Annotated in this window: 12 protein-coding genes and 1 pseudogene; 6 read left to right on the top strand and 7 right to left on the bottom strand. The window is 63.0% G+C overall.

Annotated elements, in window-relative coordinates; genetic code table 11:
* Together bmt and EOC93_RS11750 are read right to left on the bottom strand one after the other, a co-directional pair.
* On the bottom strand, positions 1–948 hold a 948-nt coding region (gene bmt, locus EOC93_RS11755), incomplete at its 3' end, for a betaine--homocysteine S-methyltransferase (protein ID WP_127204683.1).
* 90 nt (positions 949–1038) lie between these two features.
* On the bottom strand, positions 1039–1881 hold the full coding sequence (locus EOC93_RS11750; RefSeq protein ID WP_029351899.1) for a helix-turn-helix transcriptional regulator: 843 nt from the start codon (positions 1879–1881) through the stop codon (positions 1039–1041).
* Positions 1882–2110: 229 nt separating this feature from the next.
* On the opposite strand from EOC93_RS11750, the gene EOC93_RS11745 reads away from it, so the two are divergent.
* The 3 genes from EOC93_RS11745 (at position 2111) to EOC93_RS11735 (ending at position 5945) form a co-directional block, all read left to right on the top strand.
* The gene (locus tag EOC93_RS11745) at positions 2111–3121 is read left to right on the top strand and encodes a fatty acid desaturase (RefSeq protein ID WP_164759119.1); all 1011 of its coding nucleotides are present in this window, start codon (positions 2111–2113) and stop codon (positions 3119–3121) included.
* Positions 3122–3197: 76 nt separating this feature from the next.
* Positions 3198–4019 carry a PhnD/SsuA/transferrin family substrate-binding protein gene (locus EOC93_RS11740; RefSeq protein WP_127204682.1) on the top strand — a complete coding sequence of 274 codons (822 nt, stop codon included), beginning with the start codon at positions 3198–3200 and terminating at the stop codon, positions 4017–4019.
* 93 nt (positions 4020–4112) lie between these two features.
* Positions 4113–5945: a hypothetical protein gene (locus tag EOC93_RS11735; protein WP_127204681.1), complete on the top strand. Its 1833-nt coding sequence runs from the start codon at positions 4113–4115 to the stop codon at positions 5943–5945.
* 12 nt (positions 5946–5957) lie between these two features.
* Here EOC93_RS11735 and EOC93_RS11730 read toward each other — a convergent pair whose 3' ends face one another.
* The 5 genes from EOC93_RS11730 to EOC93_RS11710 all read right to left on the bottom strand — a co-directional run bounded on the left by EOC93_RS11730 (position 5958) and on the right by EOC93_RS11710 (position 13728).
* Positions 5958–7277, bottom strand: coding sequence for a Xaa-Pro peptidase family protein (locus EOC93_RS11730; RefSeq protein WP_127204685.1), 1320 nt, complete (start codon positions 7275–7277; stop codon positions 5958–5960).
* Positions 7278–7343: 66 nt separating this feature from the next.
* Entirely contained in the window at positions 7344–8873 is a 1530-nt protein-coding gene (locus EOC93_RS11725) for a glycosyltransferase family 39 protein (RefSeq protein WP_245461443.1), read from the bottom strand.
* A gap of 115 nt (positions 8874–8988) precedes the next feature.
* A complete protein-coding gene (locus EOC93_RS11720; protein WP_127204680.1) occupies positions 8989–11562 on the bottom strand; it encodes an FAD-dependent oxidoreductase in 2574 nt (857 codons plus the stop codon).
* Between the two features lie 26 nt (positions 11563–11588).
* Positions 11589–12020 carry a DUF559 domain-containing protein gene (locus EOC93_RS11715; RefSeq protein ID WP_245461442.1) on the bottom strand — a complete coding sequence of 144 codons (432 nt, stop codon included), beginning with the start codon at positions 12018–12020 and terminating at the stop codon, positions 11589–11591.
* A gap of 130 nt (positions 12021–12150) precedes the next feature.
* Entirely contained in the window at positions 12151–13728 is a 1578-nt protein-coding gene (locus tag EOC93_RS11710) for a trimethylamine methyltransferase family protein (RefSeq protein ID WP_126106118.1), read from the bottom strand.
* 251 nt (positions 13729–13979) lie between these two features.
* Between EOC93_RS11710 and EOC93_RS11705 the strand changes: the two are divergent.
* The 3 genes and pseudogenes from EOC93_RS11705 to EOC93_RS11695 all read left to right on the top strand — a co-directional run bounded on the left by EOC93_RS11705 (position 13980) and on the right by EOC93_RS11695 (position 18584).
* A pseudogene (locus tag EOC93_RS11705) lies at positions 13980–15154 on the top strand (MFS transporter).
* Between the two features lie 111 nt (positions 15155–15265).
* The gene (locus EOC93_RS11700; protein ID WP_126106120.1) at positions 15266–16429 is read left to right on the top strand and encodes an MFS transporter; all 1164 of its coding nucleotides are present in this window, start codon (positions 15266–15268) and stop codon (positions 16427–16429) included.
* Positions 16430–16514: 85 nt separating this feature from the next.
* The gene (locus tag EOC93_RS11695; RefSeq protein WP_126106121.1) at positions 16515–18584 is read left to right on the top strand and encodes a prolyl oligopeptidase family protein; all 2070 of its coding nucleotides are present in this window, start codon (positions 16515–16517) and stop codon (positions 18582–18584) included.
* The last annotated feature ends 143 nt before the right edge of the window (positions 18585–18727 follow it).

Genomic DNA, 18727 nt, shown 5'->3' with positions numbered 1-18727 from the left:
GTTGCGCATCGGGCCGATGCGCTCGACGATTTTCTCGACGGTCGGGCGATCCGACTTAGTGTGTGCGTCGAGCGCCTTGCGCATGGCGGCTAGGTGAGCGAACGAGGTGCCGCAGCAACCGCCGACGATCTTGGCGCCGGCATCGACGGCGAGCCTGACATAGTCGGCCATCAGTTCGGGCGTGCCGGAATAGTGGATTTCGGCGCCACGGAATTCCGGAATGCCGCAATTGCCCTTGACGATCACCGTCGCCTCCGGCTTCGCCTCGGTCATGTCGAGCAGCGAAGCGAGGATGTCGGAGGCGCCGACACCGCAATTCGCGCCGACACCGAGCGGCGCCTGCGACAGTCCATCGGCGACGCCATGGATGTCCTTCGGCAACAGCCCCATCATGGTGCGGCCGGCGGTGTCGAAGGAGCCGGTATAGGTATAGGGCAGGCCGACGCGGATGGCGGCTTCGGCGGCGGCGCGGATTTCGTCCGGCGCCGACATGGTCTCGATCCAGGCGACTTCGGCGCCGCCGGCCTTCAGGCCCTCGATCTGTTCGGCAAAGGCCTCGACTGCCTCGTCATAGGTCATGGCGCCGAGCGGCACCAGCAACTCGCCGGTCGGGCCGACCGAGCCCGCCACGATGACCTTGCGGCCGGCTTTATCGGCGACGGCGCGGGCGATCTCGGCGGCGCGCTTGTTCAGCGCATGCACGCGGTCCTGCGCATGGTGCAGCTTCAGCCGGTGACGGGTGCCGCCGAAGGAGTTGGTGAGGATGATGTCGGCGCCGGCATCGACAAAGTTCTGGTGCAGGCTGGTGATGGTGTCGGGCGCGGTCTCGTTCAGCAACTCTGGAGCCTCGCCGGCCTCGAGCCCCATGGCGAACAGATTGGTGCCGGTGGCGCCATCGGCGAGCAGAACGCCCTTTTCGGCAAGCAGCGCGTCAATCGGGTTCGTCATTGGAAATACGCCTTCCGGGGAACTCTTTGTCGAGATAAGGATATAAAGAACTCTTTATATGGCGTCAATGTCGACGCGAGAAACAGGCCGTCAAAATCGCATCTCTGCCAGCCTTTGCGTGAAGCTGGCTGCTTCATGCGCGTTGATGTCGGCAGCGCGGATCAGATTGTCGAAATGGCTGGTCAGCGTGCGGACCGGCTGGGTCGCATTCAGCACCAGATACATGTCGCCAACATAGATGGCGGCGCGATAAGGTCCGAAGATGGTGTAGGGGATCGAATAGCGCATCCGCCCGTCATAGAGAAACAGGCGGAAAGTGGGATAGAGATCGTCGAGCAGCGTCGCCATGTGGAGAAGCTGCTGGTGGCGGTCGGCCTCCGGGAAACGGTCCCACACGCCTAAGCCTCGCGCAAAAATCTCCAGCGTGTGGCGCGGCATGCAGACCTCCATGTCGGTTTCCGGCCGCCGGTTGTAGTCGATGCGGTACTGCGTCTCACCGGCCTGCGCCTCGCGGCTCTTGTTGGCGATGCCCGCCTCGTAGTCGACAAGCGCCTCGGTGCGCAGAAGATCGGGAATGCCGGCCGGCACGTAACGGATTTTCGTGCCTGCGGCCTCGGCATGCCACCTCGCCAGCAGCGTGCGGTCAAAGCCATCGGGCGCTTCTTCGATCTCCAGGCTCTCGCGGATTTCACCGGTGACGCCTTCGTCCTGGCTGAGGCCGAGCAGCCAGTCGAGCGATACCTTGAATTCGGCGGCGATGTTGAGCAGCGTTTCGGCGCGAGGAAGGCGTGTCGAGGCGCCGGACAGCAACTGCGAAAGCGCCGAACGGTCGATGCCCACCGCCGTCGCGAAGGCGGACTGGTTCAAGTCGGACCGTGTCAAGAGCATTTTCAGGCGCTCCCGAAAGATCGTCGACAGGTCGCGTTTGTCCATATCGTCATTCCGGCCATTGGGAGGAAAAAAATCCGCCGAAGCCACCGAAGCGGCACCTTAGGCGTAAATGAATCCTCCAGCTTGTTTACAAAATATAGCATATGCGGCTGAAAATGCGCAATCGCAACATCTTGTGCGCTTTGTCGCGTTGCAGCGATTCAACGCTCCTGACACAATACTGTCAGGAATCAAAAATGATTCCGGCGACTGGAAGGGCAGTGGTCGATCCATGACGAGCACGAATAACAGACGACGCAATGCACCGGCCATCGAATGGCCGACCGTGTTTCTGGCGTTTTTCTGTTACGGCACCTGGCTCGTCGCCGGCTCGCTCTTCTGGCCATCGTACCCGCTGTTGGCGCTCGCCGTTCTGGCGTTGGTCGCCGCACTGCAATCCTCGTTGGCTCACGAAGTCCTGCACGGCCATCCGACCCGCAATGCACAGCTCAACGAAGTTTTCGTCTTCCTGCCGATAGGCCTCGTCTGGCCGTTCCGCCGGTTCAAGACCATTCACCTGCACCACCATGCCGACGAACGGCTGACCGATCCGCTGGACGACCCCGAAAGCTACTACAAGGCGCTGTGGCACCATGACGAGTTGCCGCCGGCGATGAAATTTCTGCTGAAGATCAACAACACCATGGTCGGCCGCTTCGTGCTTGGCCCGTGGCTCTCCTGCATCGGCTTCTTCATCGACGATGCCAAGCAGATGCTTGCCGGCGACACTGCGATCCGCAAGGCGTGGCTGCTGCACGCGATTGGCTTGGCCATCGTGCTGCCCATCGTGCAGTTCGGCTTCGGCATCCCGTTGTGGCTCTACATCCTGGTGCCGGTGTGGCTCGGCCAGTCGCTGATTTCGATCCGCACTTTCGCCGAGCACCAGTGGTCGGAGCATCCGGAAGGCCGCACGGTGATCGTCGAGCGTTCGCCGCTGTCCTTCCTGTTCCTCAACAACAATCTGCATTTCGTCCATCACAAGAGCCCGACGGTGGCCTGGTACCGGTTGCCGAAGCTGTTTGCCGACCGCCGTGACGAGTGGCTGCGGATGAACAATGGCTATGCCTATCCGAACTATTTCGCGCTACTCAAGGCTTATGCGTTCAAGGCTAAGGAGCCAATCGTCCACCCCGTGCTGCGGCGCGCGCCGGAACCAGGCCGGGCGTTCAAGCCGCGCGTCAGGGCGCGCAGCCTCAATGGCCTTGGCAGCGCGCCGGTGCCGGCCGAGCCGCCGAAGGAATGAATTTTGCGGCATCGCCGCGGCGATGCCCAGGTGCGCGTCAATGGTCTCGTCTCAGCGTAACGATCAAAGTCCCGGCATGAGCGATTTCGTTGCCGCCTTGCCGATGTATGACTGGCCCGAAATGCGGAGCGAGGTCGATGCCCAATGGGCACGGCTGCGTGATGCCTTCCGGCAAAAAGGCATCGGCGCGCCGCAGACTATCGCTCGCGTCAATGCCGATCTGCGGCCTGTAGAAGGCGGCATCCGCGACGCCGCCGGAAAGGTTATCGCGCCCGATCCGGCGACGCTGCCGCCGGACGAACTGGATTTTCACGGCCTCTGGCTGCATCCGGCGCTGCTGTTCGCGCAGACCTGCTGGGGGCCGATGGAACTCGGCCTGTCGACGCATGTCCAGGTGATCGGCCAGCCGAATTACGATGCCTTCGAGGGCGGGCAGGGCGAACTCTATTCGAGCGCGCTCGTGATGCGGGCAGGTGAAGCGCCATCGGTTGGTTCACCGTCCGAAGGCAGCCCTCTCATCCCGCTCGATATTCTGCGTGGCAAGCACTTTACCTTCAACAGCCTCGATTCGATGTCCGGCTTCATCGGGCTAACGCGCGACCTGGAAGCAATGGGCGAAAGCCTGGACATCTTTACGGCGCGCAGCGAAAGCGGCGGCCACCGTGCCTCGATCGTCGCCATCGCCGAGGGCCGTGCCGATGTCGCGGCCATCGACTGCAAGAGCTGGGCGCTGGCGCAACGCTTCGAGCCAGCGGCGCAAGCGGTGAAGGTCGTTGGCTGGACGGGAAGGCGAAAAGGCCTGCCCTTCATCACCGCCAGAACGACACCGGAGCCGGTCAAGAACATCCTCGTCGACCTGCTGATCTCTCACGGAGCCGTCGGCACAACCGTTCGCTAACTCTGATTGGCAATAGATCCGGGCCTGGGCTGATCTTTACGCGACCGTCACCATGTGCGCGCAACCTGCGCGTGACTTCGCGGGGACAGCACCATGGCGGTGGCAACCATTCCGAGATGGACATTTCGGACCGTGCTGCTGGTCCTGGGGCTGGCGGCACTGCCATGTCTGCTCTTGCCGCAGATAGCCATCGTCGCGGCGATCAGCATCGTCGGCATCCCGCTCGCCCTGCTGATGGCGCTGATCCCGCCGGTGTTCCTGTTCCTGCTGTTGACATGGGCAATCAGCTTCGGGGTCCCGGGCCGATTAAACTGGTTGACGAGCCCGCTGATCGCGGTGGCACTGCTTGCGGTGCCGCCTTTCCTGATCAACAGGTCAATGGACCGGACCACGATGGCGCTGGTATCGGGCGACAACGACCGGATCGTGCGGCCGTTCCGGGCCGAGACGCTGGCGGTTCGCTCCGATCGGACAGCCTTCTGGACAAAGACCCAGACCCGCTGTGACGATTTCTGCATGCGTGCGCTGCTGACACGCAGCGCCCGGCGTATCATGGTAATGAGCTATCCCGCGGAGATGCCGGAGCCGGACTTTTCCTCCATCGCCCGGACCTTCCACATGGAGCGCCGGGCGTCATGTCCGCCAGTCGAGCTTGCCGATGTCCGCCTCCTTGATCTCGAAAAGAGTCCCACGGCGCGGAACGCACCCAAGGCTTCGGAGCGCATGCGGCTTGAGATCGCCAAGGGCAATTGCCTGATCGAATCCGAGGCGCCACTTGCCGAAGCTGACACGGTGGTCAGCGCCGGGCAGATCAAGCGTGGGGTGAACGACTACCAGGCAGGGCTCAATCCGACCGCCGATACAATCGCGGTCTACCGCATCTCTGTGCACAACAAGGACGGAGCAACCTTCTCCGAGGTCTACCGATGGACCGGCGTTGCTTCCTACCGGCTGCTGCCGCTGCTTTTGCCAAGCTATGTGACCGGCTATCAGTTCGATATTCGCATCGGCTTCCCGAGAACGCTCGACCTTACCCACATCGTCCAGTTCGCCGACCGGCCCGATTGGAGCGCATTCGTAACCGGCACGCTCGGCATGGAGCTTACGCTGCCAGCAGTCGACGACTCGAACGATGCGGCCGCGGTCCTTGCCGCAAAGCTCAGTCAGCCGGGCCCCATCGACGCCGTCACCAACTCGCTTGCCAATGATTTCTTTGACAGGCTGCGCGGTAGGCAGACTGCGTCGCAGCCCGATGTCGACCTCGCCATAGCAGCCCTGAACGACCGCCGGCTGGGCGTTCCAGACAGCGTCTTCGCAGCAGCGAAATATGCGAAGGACGTGGCGCCCGAGAGCATGGCGCGGCTTGCCGACGCGCTTTTCGCGCGGCTTTTCGAAATCGATATCAAGGTAAGCAAATTCGGCAACATCGAAGCACCGCAAGCTGGGCGCCTGGCCATAGCTATCCAGTCCCTGCCCGATCAAGTGATCCCGGAGCATCGTGCCGACCTCGAAAGGCTGGCAAAGGATACGCCCCGGCGCGTCGCCGCTTTTCAGGCTTTGACCAGGCTTTCCGTGTTCGGCGCCGACGCCATCCCGACGATGCTCTATCTGATCGACGACGCGGCGCTGCAGCCGCTCGACAAGGGCAATTTCTGGCAGCATTCCTATCTGGCAGGAGTGCAAGGCCTCTGCCGCCTCGGCGAGCGAGGCGCTCCCGCCATCGAGCCATTGCTGGAGCGTATCCGGGCGGGGATCATCCCGCTGCATGCCAGCTATGGCGACTTGGCGATCAACACGTTGGCCGGCATGGGCGCCGACAAGGCTACGCTCCTGCAAGCCTTTCCGGCCAAGGATCGGAACTCCAATCGAGCGCGGTTCGACCGCGTTTTCGACAAGGCCAGGCGCAAAATCGACTGCGGCTACTGAGCTTTCCGCCCTTCAGCCGCCGAGCAGTCGCTCATCCAGCGGGTAGCTTGAAAGCTGCTCGTTGCCGGTTTCGGTGATCAGGATCTGGTCCTCGATCTTGACGCCTTCGCGTCCGCCGAGCCGGCCGATGTAGCTCTCGACGCAAAGCACCATGCCTGACACAAGCACGCCGTCGGGCGTGTCGTCGGTCCAGTCGATCGCATGCGGCAGCGTCGGGTATTCGTCGGCCAGGCCGACGCCGTGATAGAGCACGCCGTAGCGCGTCGGGAAGCAATCACCAGGCGGCACCGCCGATCGCTCGACTAGGTCGCGGAATGAAGTGCCCGGCTGCATCAGGCCAATGTTGTGGGCGATCTGGTCGGCGGCGGTGCGAAACAGGTCGCCTTGCTCGGTGGACGGCTCGGTTTCGCCGCAGAGCCAGGTGCGCGACAGGTCGGCGCAGAAGCCGTAAGGGCCGATCAGATCGGTATCGAAAGCGACGAGATCGCCGGCTTCGATCATTCGCGACGAGCATTCCTGGAACCACGGATTGGTGCGCGGGCCGGACGTCAAGAGCCGGGTCTCGACCCATTCGCCGCCACGCGCAATGTTGCCGCGGTGGAGTTCGGCCCATAATTCGTTCTCGGAAATTCCTGGCCGCAACGCTGCTTCCATCTCGCCCATCGCCGCCTCGCAAGCGACGATCGACCGGCGCATGGCCAGGATTTCGTCGGGCGATTTGATCAGACGCGCATTTTCCATCAGCGCTTCTCCATTGCCGATGGAGATGCCGAGGCGGGCGAGTTCCTCGACGCCCTCAGGATTGATGTGATCGACGGCGATGCGGCTGATACCGCCGCCATGCTCCCTCACCAGATCGGCTATGCCGGCCGCCCAGCGGCGGGTCTTTTGCTCGGTCAGCTCGCCGCTATAGAGATACATCCACGACACAGCCGGCCGCACCTCGTCGACGACGCCGGAGTGGTCGGAAAGGTGCTCGCAGGAGAAATAGTCGAACAGCACCACCGGGCCTTCGGTGGCAACGAAACAATGCCTTGTCGGATTGTGCGCGACCCAGAGCTGCATGTTGGTCGAGTCGGTCGCATAGCGGATGTTGATCGGATCGTAGAGCAGGGCTCCCGCATAGTCGCGGCGCTTCAGCTCGGCGCGGATGCGGTCGAGCCGGTATTGGCGCATGGTGGGCAGGTCGGGAGCAGCAATACCGGCAGATTGCCACTCGGCTTCCGCCAGTGCGCCGTAGCCAAGCAGATGCTGGTTGAGTTCAGCGGCCTTCTGCCGCGACTTCAGGCGCAACGCGTCGATGGAGCCCGCTTCGTCCGGCTCGAACGGCATGATCTTGCGGTGGCGACCGAACCGTCGCTCGACGCCTGGCTCGCTCACTTTCCTATCCTCCCGATCTCAATCGGCCGCAGGAGCATTGGCATCCCGCTTTTTCAATTTGACGACGGTCACAAGCCTGCCGTCGCTCGAACCGAGAAATTCGGGAACCCTGAGGCTGCGGCGTTCACTGTCCAGAACGAAACCCGCCTGGTTGATGCGGTTCAGGATTTCCGGTTCCGGGTTGGGTCTGTCGAGCCAGATCAGAACGGCGGGCTCCTGCAGCAACGCGGCGAAACCCGGCACCTCTTCTCCGAGGACGACAAGGTCGGGATTGACGAGCCTGAGATTGCCCACCCAGTGCCAGTCCGACATGACCGTCTTGACGCCGCCATCTGCGGTCAGATCACGATACAGCGTCGGGTAGTCCAGACGGACGACGCGTCCCTGGCCCTTTCCGCCATAGACCTGATAAGCCCATGTTGCCGGCAAGATCAGTATGGCCAGTATGGCTGCAACGGTGATGGTGAGGTTTTGCGCCGTCCTGCCTTTGTCGCCGAGGGAGTCCATGCGGGCGGCGAAGGCGGCAGGCAAAAAAAGCAGGACCGGCAACAACCAGCGCGCCTTGAACGTGGTGGCGCCGCTGGCGATCACCAGGACTATGGTGATGCAGAGTCCGAAGCCGAGAATGCGCCACAATAGTTTTTCCGAATCTGGAAGCCGTTGGCGGAGCGTCGATGGACTGACCCGTCCCACCAGCATCGCCACTGCGAAAATAACGACCGGCAGGATGGCAAAATTCATTACGGCATCGCCAAAGCCGATGATGCCTTTCAACGCGACGAGGAAAGCACCGTCGCCTTCATTGATGCCGAACTTGTAGCTGCGCGCCAGCAATTCGCTCGGATGCGTGGCGGTCCAATACAATGTCGGCAGGCAGACCAGCAGCGCCACGGCGATGCTGATCATGATTTGCGGACGCAGGATGACCTGGCGGGTCTCGCGCAGCGATAAGGTCGCCGCCAGCATCGCGGCAATCAGGATGAAAAGATTGTATTTCGCCAGCACAGCGGCACCGATCGCCAGGCCGAACAAGGCATAGGTCAGCAGCGACTTGCGCTGCAGAAGCTCGACGAGCGCAAGCAGCAGCAGCCCCGAAAAACAAAAGGCGGCAACGGTATGCGATAAGGTGTGCTGCATTTCCCAGACCAGCTGAGGAAACAGCAACAGACCTAGAATGGAGGCAACTGCGGTGCGCTGGGAATAGCCGAGTTTGCGCACCGCGACGAAGACCGACGTCAAGGCCACGAAAATCAGGGAATACTTCAGTAGTTTAAGCGCGAAGATGTTGGTTCCGAAAACCGACGACGTCAACCAGCCGAGCCAGGAGTAAAGCGGCGGCTGCGAGCCGCCATAGCCGGCCCACAAAAACCGCATATACATCAGCTGTTCGGAGTCATCGACACCGACCCCGGTTCCCGCCCACAGGCTCGCCAGCGACAGCACGACGACCTGTGTGCAGCAATAAAGCGCGACCAATACGATCGCCGCGGGGAAAGGGCCGATCCTGCCCTCGGCAAGCCATTCGGCCCATTTCATCGAATACTTCAAGGAGTTCTCATCGCCCGTGCCGGTTGCACCGGCTGCGCTAGCATGAGACCGGGTCTTGCACAACGTTGTAGCAGCCTTGGGATGGGCGGCGGCCTTGGGCAGCAACCCTGACCGCCTATGCCCGCATCTTCTCGCCACTCGGATCGAAAGGCGGCTCGACATTGATGCGGGCCGGCCGCCGGTGTCCGAGGATTTCAATCTCGAACAGTCCGGCGCTCTCGTTCTCGGCCAAGGCGGCCGGCACATAGCCCTGCGCCATCGATTTCTGGACGTAATGCGCATAGCCGCCGGAGGTGATCCAGCCGACCACGCGCCAGTCGCCGTCGACGATGCCGCGCACGGCCGAGGCGCCTTCCGCGGCCCTGGAGCCGCGCACTTCCTTGCCTGATATATCGAAGCGTGGCGCGCCATAGCCATGCGGCTTTTCGACCGTGCCAAAATCCTTGCCGCCGACCTTGGCCCAGATCGGCTCGTCGCCCATCACGTCAGCATCCGCGGCATCTACGATGAAGGAGACACGGCGCAGTTTCGGCCCTTCTGTCTGTTCCTTTGCCGCCGCTTCGCGCCCGATGAAGTCGTTCTTCTCGAGCTTGATGAAACGATCCATTGCCCCTTCGAACGGCCCGTAGATCGGGCGCAGCTCGCGAAACCAGGTCGGAAAATTCTTTTCCAGGCGCATCGAGAGCAAGGCGCGCATGCCGAAATCGACAAGGCCAAACTCTTCGCCGGCATCCTTGATCGCCTTGTAGACAAGGCGCTGGTAGGCCGGCGCCATCCAGATCTCGTAACCGAGATCGCCGGTATAGGTGATGCGATTGACCATGCAGGGCGCGCCGCCGACCGCCATCTCGCGGAAATCCATGAAGCGGAAAGCCTTGGTCGAGACATCCACGTCAACAAGCTTCTGCAGCAGATCGCGCGATCTCGGCCCGGCGATCGAGAGGCCGACAAGCGTCTGGTCGAAGCGGTGGATGCGGACGCTACCATCCCTCGGCAGGTGCTTCTCGAACCAGCGCATATGATATTTCTGCGCCGCCGACGAGCTCCAGATCATGAAGCGCTCTTCACCAGCCTTGGCGATGGTGAAGTCGCCGATCAGCCTGCCGAACTCGTTCAGCATCGGGGTCAGCACGATGCGGCCGATCTTCGGCATGCGGTTGGTCATCAGCCGGTTGAGGAAATCTTCCGATCCCGGCCCGGACACTTCGTATTTGGCGAAGTTGGCGATCTCGGTGACGCCGACCCTTTCGCGGGTCGCACGCACTTCCTCGCCGATCGGCCCGAAATCGTTGGAACGGTGGAACGAAACGATATCCTTCGGCTCCGTGCCTTTCGGCGCGAACCAGAGTGGCGTTTCGAGGCCCCACGAATCGCCCATGACGGCATTGTTGGCCAGCATCGTGTCGTAGAGCGGCGTCGTCTGAGCCGGGCGAGCAGCCGGCAATTCCTCGTTGGGAAAGCGTATGGAAAAGCGGCGCGAATAGTTTTCGCGCACCTTGGCATTGGTGTAGCGCAGGCTCGCCCATTCGCCGAAGCGAGCGACGTCCATGCCCCAGACGTCGAAGCCGGGGTCGCCATTGACCATCCAGTTCGAAAGCGCCAGCCCGACGCCGCCGCCCTGCGAGAAACCGGCCATGACGGCGCAGGCGCACCAGAAGTTGGTCAGGCCCTGCACCGGGCCGACCAGCGGGTTGCCGTCCAGCGCGAAGGTGAAGGGGCCATTGATGATCTGCTTGATGCCGGCCTTCTCGATGCCGGGGAAATGCTTGAAGCCGATTTCGAGCGACGGCGCGATGCGGTCGATGTCGGGCTGCAGCAGCTCGTGGCCGAAATCCCATGGCGTGTTGACTGGAGACCACGGCTTGCAGGCCTTTTCATAGGTGCCGAGCAGGATGCCGTTGCGTTCCTGGCGGGTGTAGATCTCGCCCTTGAAGTCCATCACGCCGATCATCTCGCGGCCGGTCGACTTGTTGAATTCCTCGACCTCCGGCATCGGCTCGGTCAAAAGGTACATATGCTCCATGGCCAGCAGCGGCAGCTCGACACCGACCATGCGGCCGATCTCGCGCGCCCACAGGCCGCCGCAATTGACGACATGCTCGGCCTTGACCGTGCCTTGCTCGGTGACGACGTTCCAGGTGCCGTCGACTTCCTGCGTCAGCTCGACGACCCGGTTGCGCAGCACGATCTCAGCGCCGAGCTTCCTGGCCGCCTTGGCATAGGCGTGGGTGGTTCCGGAAGGATCGAGATGGCCTTCGACCGGATCCCACATGGCGCCGACGAAATTCGTCTCGTCCATCAGCGGGAACATCGCCTTGGCCTCCGACGGCGTGATCAGCTCGGTGTCCATTCCGAGATAGCGGCCCTTGGCGTGGGCAAGGCGCAAAAAGTCCATGCGCTCGGGGGTGTCGGCCATCATCACGCCGCCGGTCAGGTGCAACGAGCAGGACTGGCCGGAAAGCTCTTCGATCTCCCTGTAGAGCTGCACCGTATAGGCCTGCAGCTTGGCGACGTTGGGATCGCCATTGAGCGTATGGAAGCCGCCCGCTGCGTGCCAGGACGAGCCGGAGGTGAGCTCCGAACGCTCGATCAGCATGATGTCGGTCCAGCCGGCCTTGGCCAGATGATAGAGCACCGAGCAGCCGACGACGCCGCCGCCGATGACAACCGCTTTTGCATGAGATTTCATGAAGATAGTTCCGTTTTTGAAGAGATTTAATCGAGTGAGCGGGGCGTAAAAATAAAGCGGAGGTCGGATACAGCGATGTCTTCGGCCAGCCTGCCATCAAGCGCGGCAAGGATGGTTTCACAGACGGGAGTACGATGTTTCAGGACGTCATGGTTCCAAACACGCAGGATCGAATAGCCTTGGGCGCGCATGAAATCGTCACGGCGGCGGTCATATGAACTGCCGGCATGTTGGTGTCCATCGACTTCAACGACAAGCCATTTTTCGCGGCAAGCAAAGTCTGCAAAAAAGGGGCCGATGGAGAACTGACGCGTAAAGCGGTAGCCGCCAAGCTTGCGCGCCTTTAGTTCAAGCCAAAGCAGTGCTTCCGCCTGATTGCCCGCTTGCCGAAGGCTACGCGCTCGCTTCGTTGTCCCTGTTTTGCGGCGACTGCGCGTTTCATGAACGGCTTCCCCCACTCCGTCGCCGCTTCGCGGCGCCACCTCTCCCCCGTCGATCGGGGGAGAGGTGTCGAGCGTAGCTCGACGGAGTGGGGGTCGACCGTTCATCAAATCCATACAAATGATCAGTTCATCAACGACACAATCATCAAAAATCGGTCGGTGCGCCGCCTTCGGACCGGCGTTTCTCGACGAAGGCGTTGAGCTCCTCGCGGATAGCCGGGTCCATGTAGGGCTCTTCATAGGTCGCCAGCCGCTCCTTCCAGACCCGATTGGCTTTTTCGATAGCAGTCGGCGATCCGGCTTCCGCCCAGGTCTCGAAATTGCGCCAGTCGGAGATGATAGGCGAATAGAAGGCGGTCTTGTAGCGGTCCTGGGTGTGCTGGGTGCCGAAGAAATGGCCGCCCGGACCGACCGACTGGATGGCGTCGAAGCCGAGAGCCTCCTCGGAGAGGTCAAGCGGGGTCAGGAATTCCGCCATCATCTGCAGCAGATCGATGTCCAGAATGGTCTTCTCGTAGGAGCAGCGCAGGCCGCCTTCCAGCCAGCCGGCCGCATGCATCATCAGATTGCCGCCGCCCTGGATGGCGCCCCATAGCGAGAACACGCTTTCATAGGCGGCCTGCGCGTCGACTGTGTTGGCGGCGCAGGTGTTGGAGGTGCGGTAGGGGATGTTGTAGCGGCGGGCGAGCTGGCCGCCGACCAATTGCGCCTTCATGTATTCCGGCGTGCCGAAGGCCGGCGCGCCGGACTTCATGTCGACATTCGAGGTGAAGCCGCCATAGCCGACGGGCGCGCCTTTGCGCACCATCTGGGCGAATGCAATGCCGGACAGCGCTTCGGCATTCTGCTGCACCAGCGCGCCGGCGATGGTCACCGGCGCCATGGCGCCCGACAGGGTGAACGGCGTCACGATGACGACCTGGCCCTTGCTCGACATCTGGATGATGCCTTCCATCATCGGCACATCGAGCTTGAGCGGCGAATTGGTGTTGATGATGGTGAACACCGACGGCTCTTCGAGAAGCTGCTCGTCGCTGATGCCGCGCGCGATCCTGGTGATCTCGATGCCGTCAACATTGCGTTCCTTGCCGAGCGAATAGATGTGGAACACCTTGTCGGTGAGCACGCTCAGATCACGGATGCATTCGAGGTGCCGGACGGACGGATGGATATCGATCGGCTCGACCGGATAGCCGCCCGTGCAGTTCAGGATATTGTGCATCTGCGCGAGCTTGAGGAAGTTGCGATAGTCCTGCTGGTTGCCCGGCCGGCGGCCGCGGTCGATGTCGGAACAATTGGGCGCCGACGCCATCATCGAGATGATCAGATTGTCGCCGCCGAAGCGCACATTGTGCGCCGGATTGCGGGCGTGGATGGTGAACTCCGACGGGCAGTGCGAAACCAGCTCGAGGATCATGTCGCTGTCGAAGCGGACCCGCTCACTGCCGTCGCGGACATCCGCGCCATGCGCCTTCATGATGCGCCTTGCCTCGTCATGCAGCACGTCGACGCCAATTTCACGCAGCACGCGCAGCGAGGCGAGGTGGATCGATTCCAGCTCGTCGTCGGAGACCAGCTTCGTCGGCGTCAGCGGGATTTTCAGCTGACGGAAAGGCGGCTGCTCGAACGCCGCCGCTGCGCCGGCACGTTTGCCCGCGCGGCCGCCGCGACGGGCGCGATCGTTTGCCAATGCCGGTTCGGCGGGATGAAGGGCGGCGGTCATGACAAGCCTCGTACGCTGCGACAGTGCGGCGGCATAATGGACCGCCGGCCGTCCCGCCATTGCGGAGGCGGCGACCACTAGGACGAGGGAAGCGACATGCCGGAAGGGCAGCTGACCGATCGTTGGGCACACGCACGGGGCGGATGACGTGGCGCAGGAGATTTGCCCGGGCGGCCCTTCCTTTTCCCAGGCCGAACCGCTAGCCGGGTAGCTTGCCGACCCCGAGGGTGGGCGATTCACAGGGATGGCGGATGGTCGCGACCGGTTCGAGCGATGGCGAGGCGGCAACGCAGTGGGCAGCGCTTGCCGGCGTCACAGCCGCTCTGGCCATGTTCGGCGCCGCGCAGGGGCTTAGCTATCCGCTGTTTACGCTGTTGATGCAGCGGCAAGGCATGTCTCCGGCGCTGATCGGTCTTTCCGCGGCGATGATGCCGGTTGGCCTCATCCTGTCGGCTGCGTTCGTGCCGGCGGCCGTCCGCCTGGTCGGCGCGCGCAACCTCGCCGTCGGCTGTTCGCTGGCCGGCGCGCTCTGCTTCCTGACGATCGGCTATCTGCAGGATTGGGTGGCGTGGTTCATCATCCGCTTTCTCGTCGGCGTGGTCATCAATCCGCTCTATGTGCTTGGTGAGGTGTGGGCGCTGTCGCTGGCGCCGCCGACGCGCCGCGGCCGGGTGATGGGGGTGTTCAATACGCTGCTGGGCGCCGGCTACGCGGCGGGGCCGCTGATCCTGATCACGGTCGGCACATCGGGATGGCCTCCCTTCGTCGCGGCGATATCAGGCTTTGCGCTCTGTGCGCTGATCCTGCGCGCCGTCTCGTCCAAATTGACCGGTTTCGAGGATGACGGCCAGGTCTCGGGCGGCATCGTAGGCTTCGCCAAGCTGGCGCCGGCGCTGCTGCTGGCGGTCCTGGTTGCGGCCGCGGTCCAGCAGAGCACCTATGCGCTGATGCCAGTCTTCGGCACCGGCTACGGCTTGCCGGAAGCGACGCTGGCGGCTCTGGTGACGGCGCTGTCGGCCGGCAATATCCTGCTGCAGATTCCGCTTGGGCTGATGGCCGAGCGCTTCGGCGGCCGGGCGATGATCGTCTTTTGCGCGCTGGCGACGGCCGCTTGCGCGCTCTCGCTGCCGCTCCTGATCACGACGCCGTTGGTCTGGCCCGTGCTGGTGGTGATGGGCGCAGTCGGCTACGGCGTCTATACAATGGCGCTGGTCGAGCTAGGCAGCCGGTTCAAGGGAACCGCACTCGTCGCCGGCAATGCAGCCTTCGCGCTGATGTGGGGCGCTGGCGGCATTGTCGGCCCGCCCGGCGCCGGCGCGCTGATGCAGGGGATCGGTCCGCTCGCCTGCCGGCGGTGATCGCCGGCCTCGATGCGCTGCTGATCGCGTTCGCGCTCTACAGGTCGTCCGGACGCCGGAACCGTTGAGCCGGCGATCCGTTGGCGCAAATGGTTTTTGCTGGCCGGCCCTTTCTTTCGCGGAACCGGACCGGTAGCTGGGTGACTCGCCGAGCAGATCTCCAATGCAGGGATGGCAGAATGATTGCGACCGGCGCCAGCGGCAACGAAACGGGAATGCAGTGGGCGGCGCTCACCGGGGTGATCGCGACCGTCTCGGTGTTCGCCATCGCGCAGGGGCTCTCCTATCCGCTGCTGAGCTTCATCCTGCAGCGACAAGGCATCTCGCCGGCCATGATCGGGCTGTCTGCGGCGATGACGCCGGTCGGCTTCATCGTCTCGTCGCCGCTCATCCCGGCGCTGGCGCGCCGGTTCGGGGCAGGGCGCACGGCGCTCACCTGCGCAGCACTTTCCGCGATCATGCTGGCGCTGATCGGCTGGACGCAAAATGTCTATCTGTGGTTTCCGCTGCGCTTTCTGATCGGCGTGGTGACCAATCCGCTCTACGTGCTGAGCGAGATATGGGTGATCGCGCTGGCGCCGCCGGCGCGCCGTGGTCGGGTCATGGGGATCTATTCCACCATCATTTCGGCAGGTTTCGCGGCCGGCCCGCTGTGCCTGCTTGCCGTCGGCACTGAAGGATGGCCGCCGTTTCTCGTCGGCATCGTCGCATTCGTTTTTTGCGGCGCCTGCCTGGCGCTGGTGCTGCGACGGCTGCCGAAGGTCGATGAGGCCGGGCACCGGGTTTCGGTCATGGGGTTCATGCCGATGGCATGGCTGCTGTTGTCGGCGGTCGTCGTCGCCGCCGGTTTCGAACAGGCGGTGCTGGCGCTGCTGCCGGTCTACGGGACCTATTACGGCATCGCCGAAGCCCGCATGTCGGCGCTGCTGTCGGTGATGATCGCCGGCAACATCGCCATGCAGGTGCCGCTCGGCCTGCTGGCGGAACGGCTGACGGCGCGTCTGGTGCGGTTTATCTGCGTGTCACTGACAGTGCTCGGATGCGTGCTGTTGCCGGTTCTCATCGAGACGCCGCTGATCTGGCCATGCGTCTTTATCTGGGGCGCGGTTTCCTACGGCATCTACACGATGTCGATCATCGAGCTCGGCGAGCGCTTCACCGGCTCGGCGCTGGTCGCCGGCAACGCCGCCTTCTCGCTGATGTGGGGCGTCGGCGGTATCGCCATGCCGCCGCTGGCGGGCGGCGCCATGGATATTCTCGGTGCGGACGGCCTGCCGATCACGCTTGGCGCTATGTGCTTGGCGCTAGCGGTTACAACCGTCATGCGAAGGCGGATGGTGTGACTTCGAAAAGCAGCGGGCGTCTTGAATATCGGAGCCGCTATGTCGATGTTGGCGAGGCCCGACGCCTGATTCAACCGGAGACCACATGACCAAATCAGCCACAAGCAGGCAGCTAAATTCGGCGACCGAGGATCCCTTTCTCTGGCTGGAGGACAGGACAGGCAAGGAAGCACTCGACTGGGTCCACCGTCAGAACGCGGTTACAACAGGTGAATTGCAGGGCGATCCGTCCTATCAGGCCGCCTTCCAGACCGCGCTGGACCTGATGACGGCCGAGGACAACATTGCGGTCGGGTCTGCACTCAGCGGCCATGTCTACAATTTCTGGCAGGACAAGACCAATGTGCTCGGCCTCTGGCGGCGCACGACGGTCGCTTCCTACAAGACCGAGAAGCCGGATTGGGAGACGATCATCGACTTCGATAATCTGTCCGCCAAAGAGGGCGTGAAATGGGTGTTCAGCGGCGCCAGCCGGCTTTACCCCGACTTCAGCCGCTGCCTGCTCAGCCTGTCGCCGGATGGTGGCGACGCCAGTGAGATGCGTGAATTCGACATCGACACCAAGTCCTTTGTCGAGGGTGGCTTTCGCGCGCCCGCCTCGAAATCGGGCTTCAGCTGGCTGGACAAGGACACCGTCATCGTTTCGGCCGCCTTCGAGGAGGACGAAAAAACCCAGTCCGGTTATCCACGCGTGGTCAAGCTTTGGCAGCGCGGCACCAGGCTGGAGGATGCGACGCCGATCTTCGAGGCGCAGAAGCAGGATCTCGCCGCCGGCGGTTCCCTCGAGTTCGACGGCGACAAGCGGCATCTGTTTCTGACCCGGACGCTCGACTTCTTTGCCTCGCACAGTTTTCTGCGTCTGCCTTCCGGCGAGAACAGGCGCTTCCCGCTGCCGGACGACGTCACCGACACGGCGCTGTTCCGGGATCAGTTCGTCTTCGGGGTGCGTAGCCCGTGGACGGCGCCGGATGGCACGCTGTGCCAGCCTGACGGCCTCTATTCGCTGGATTTCGCGCGCTGGATCGAAACCGATGCGTTGGGACCAATCGATGCCGTGCTCGAGCCGGCGCATCGGGTTTCGATCGCCGGCATTGCCCGCACGCAGGACCGGTTGTTCATCAACCTGATGGACAATGTGCGCGGCAAGGTCGTCGTCTGCGAGCGCGATGACGGCCGCTGGTCGCTGAAGCCTGTCGCGCTGCCGGAGAATGGCAATGTCGGCATCGCCCATGCCGAACATTTCGGCTCCAGCGTCTCCTTCTCCTTCACCGATTTCCTGACGCCGAGCTCGATCATCTGGTCGGACGACGATGCTGCGACGCTGACAACAGTGAAATCGCAGCCGGCGCGTTTCGATGCTTCGTCCCTTGTGTCGGAACAGTTCGAGGCACGCTCGAAAGACGGCACCATGATCCCTTACTTCGTCGTCAGGCAACGCGACCAGGACGGTCCGGTGCCGACATTGCTTTATGGCTATGGCGGCTTTGAAGTGCCGCTGCTGCCCGGCTATGCCGGCGTGCGCGGCAGGCTGTGGCTGGAAAAGGGCAATGCCTATGTGCAGGCCAATATCCGCGGCGGCGGCGAGTTCGGTCCGAACTGGCACCAGGCTGCGCTCAAGGCCAATCGCCAGAAGGCCTTCGACGATTTCGCCGCGGTCGCGCAAGACATCGTGAAACGCGGCATCGCCACGCCGGCGACGCTCGGCATCCAAGGCGGCTCGAATGGCGGCCTGCTGACCGGCGTTTCGCTGACCCAGCATCCCGAGCTTTTCGGTGCGGTGATTATCGACGTGCCGCTGCTCGACATGCTGCGCTACACCGAGCTGCCGCCTGGCGCCTCCTGGATGGCCGAGTATGGCGATCCGGCTAAGCCGGAAGACGCCGCGTGGCTGGCGGCTTACTCACCCTATCAGCATGTGAAGACCGACGCTGCCTATCCGCCGGTGCTGCTAACGACATCGACCGCCGACGACCGCGTCCACCCCGGCCACGCGCGCAAGATGGCCGGGCGGCTGCAGGCTGCCGGCCATGCGAAGACGCTGTTCTTCGAGGAGACCGAGGGCGGCCATGGCGGGCGCGGTGATCGCCGGCCGCAAGCGGCACAGGCCGCAATGAAGTATGTTTTCCTGCAACGGGCGCTGACCAGCACCGCTTGAACGGAACGACTTGAACTGATCGCATCAGACGGCATAAGGTGCTGCATGGCTCGGATGGGGACATGTTGCGCGTTTGGGGTGGCGGTGACGCCGTCGCCGCGCACGCTTCGCGCCGAGCTTTTGCGGCTTTGCGCTCGCATCGG

This window comes from Mesorhizobium sp. M6A.T.Ce.TU.002.03.1.1 (assembly GCF_003997275.1).
Lineage (GTDB): Bacteria > Pseudomonadota > Alphaproteobacteria > Rhizobiales > Rhizobiaceae > Mesorhizobium > Mesorhizobium mediterraneum.
This window is presented reverse-complemented; position numbering and strand designations above follow the sequence as displayed.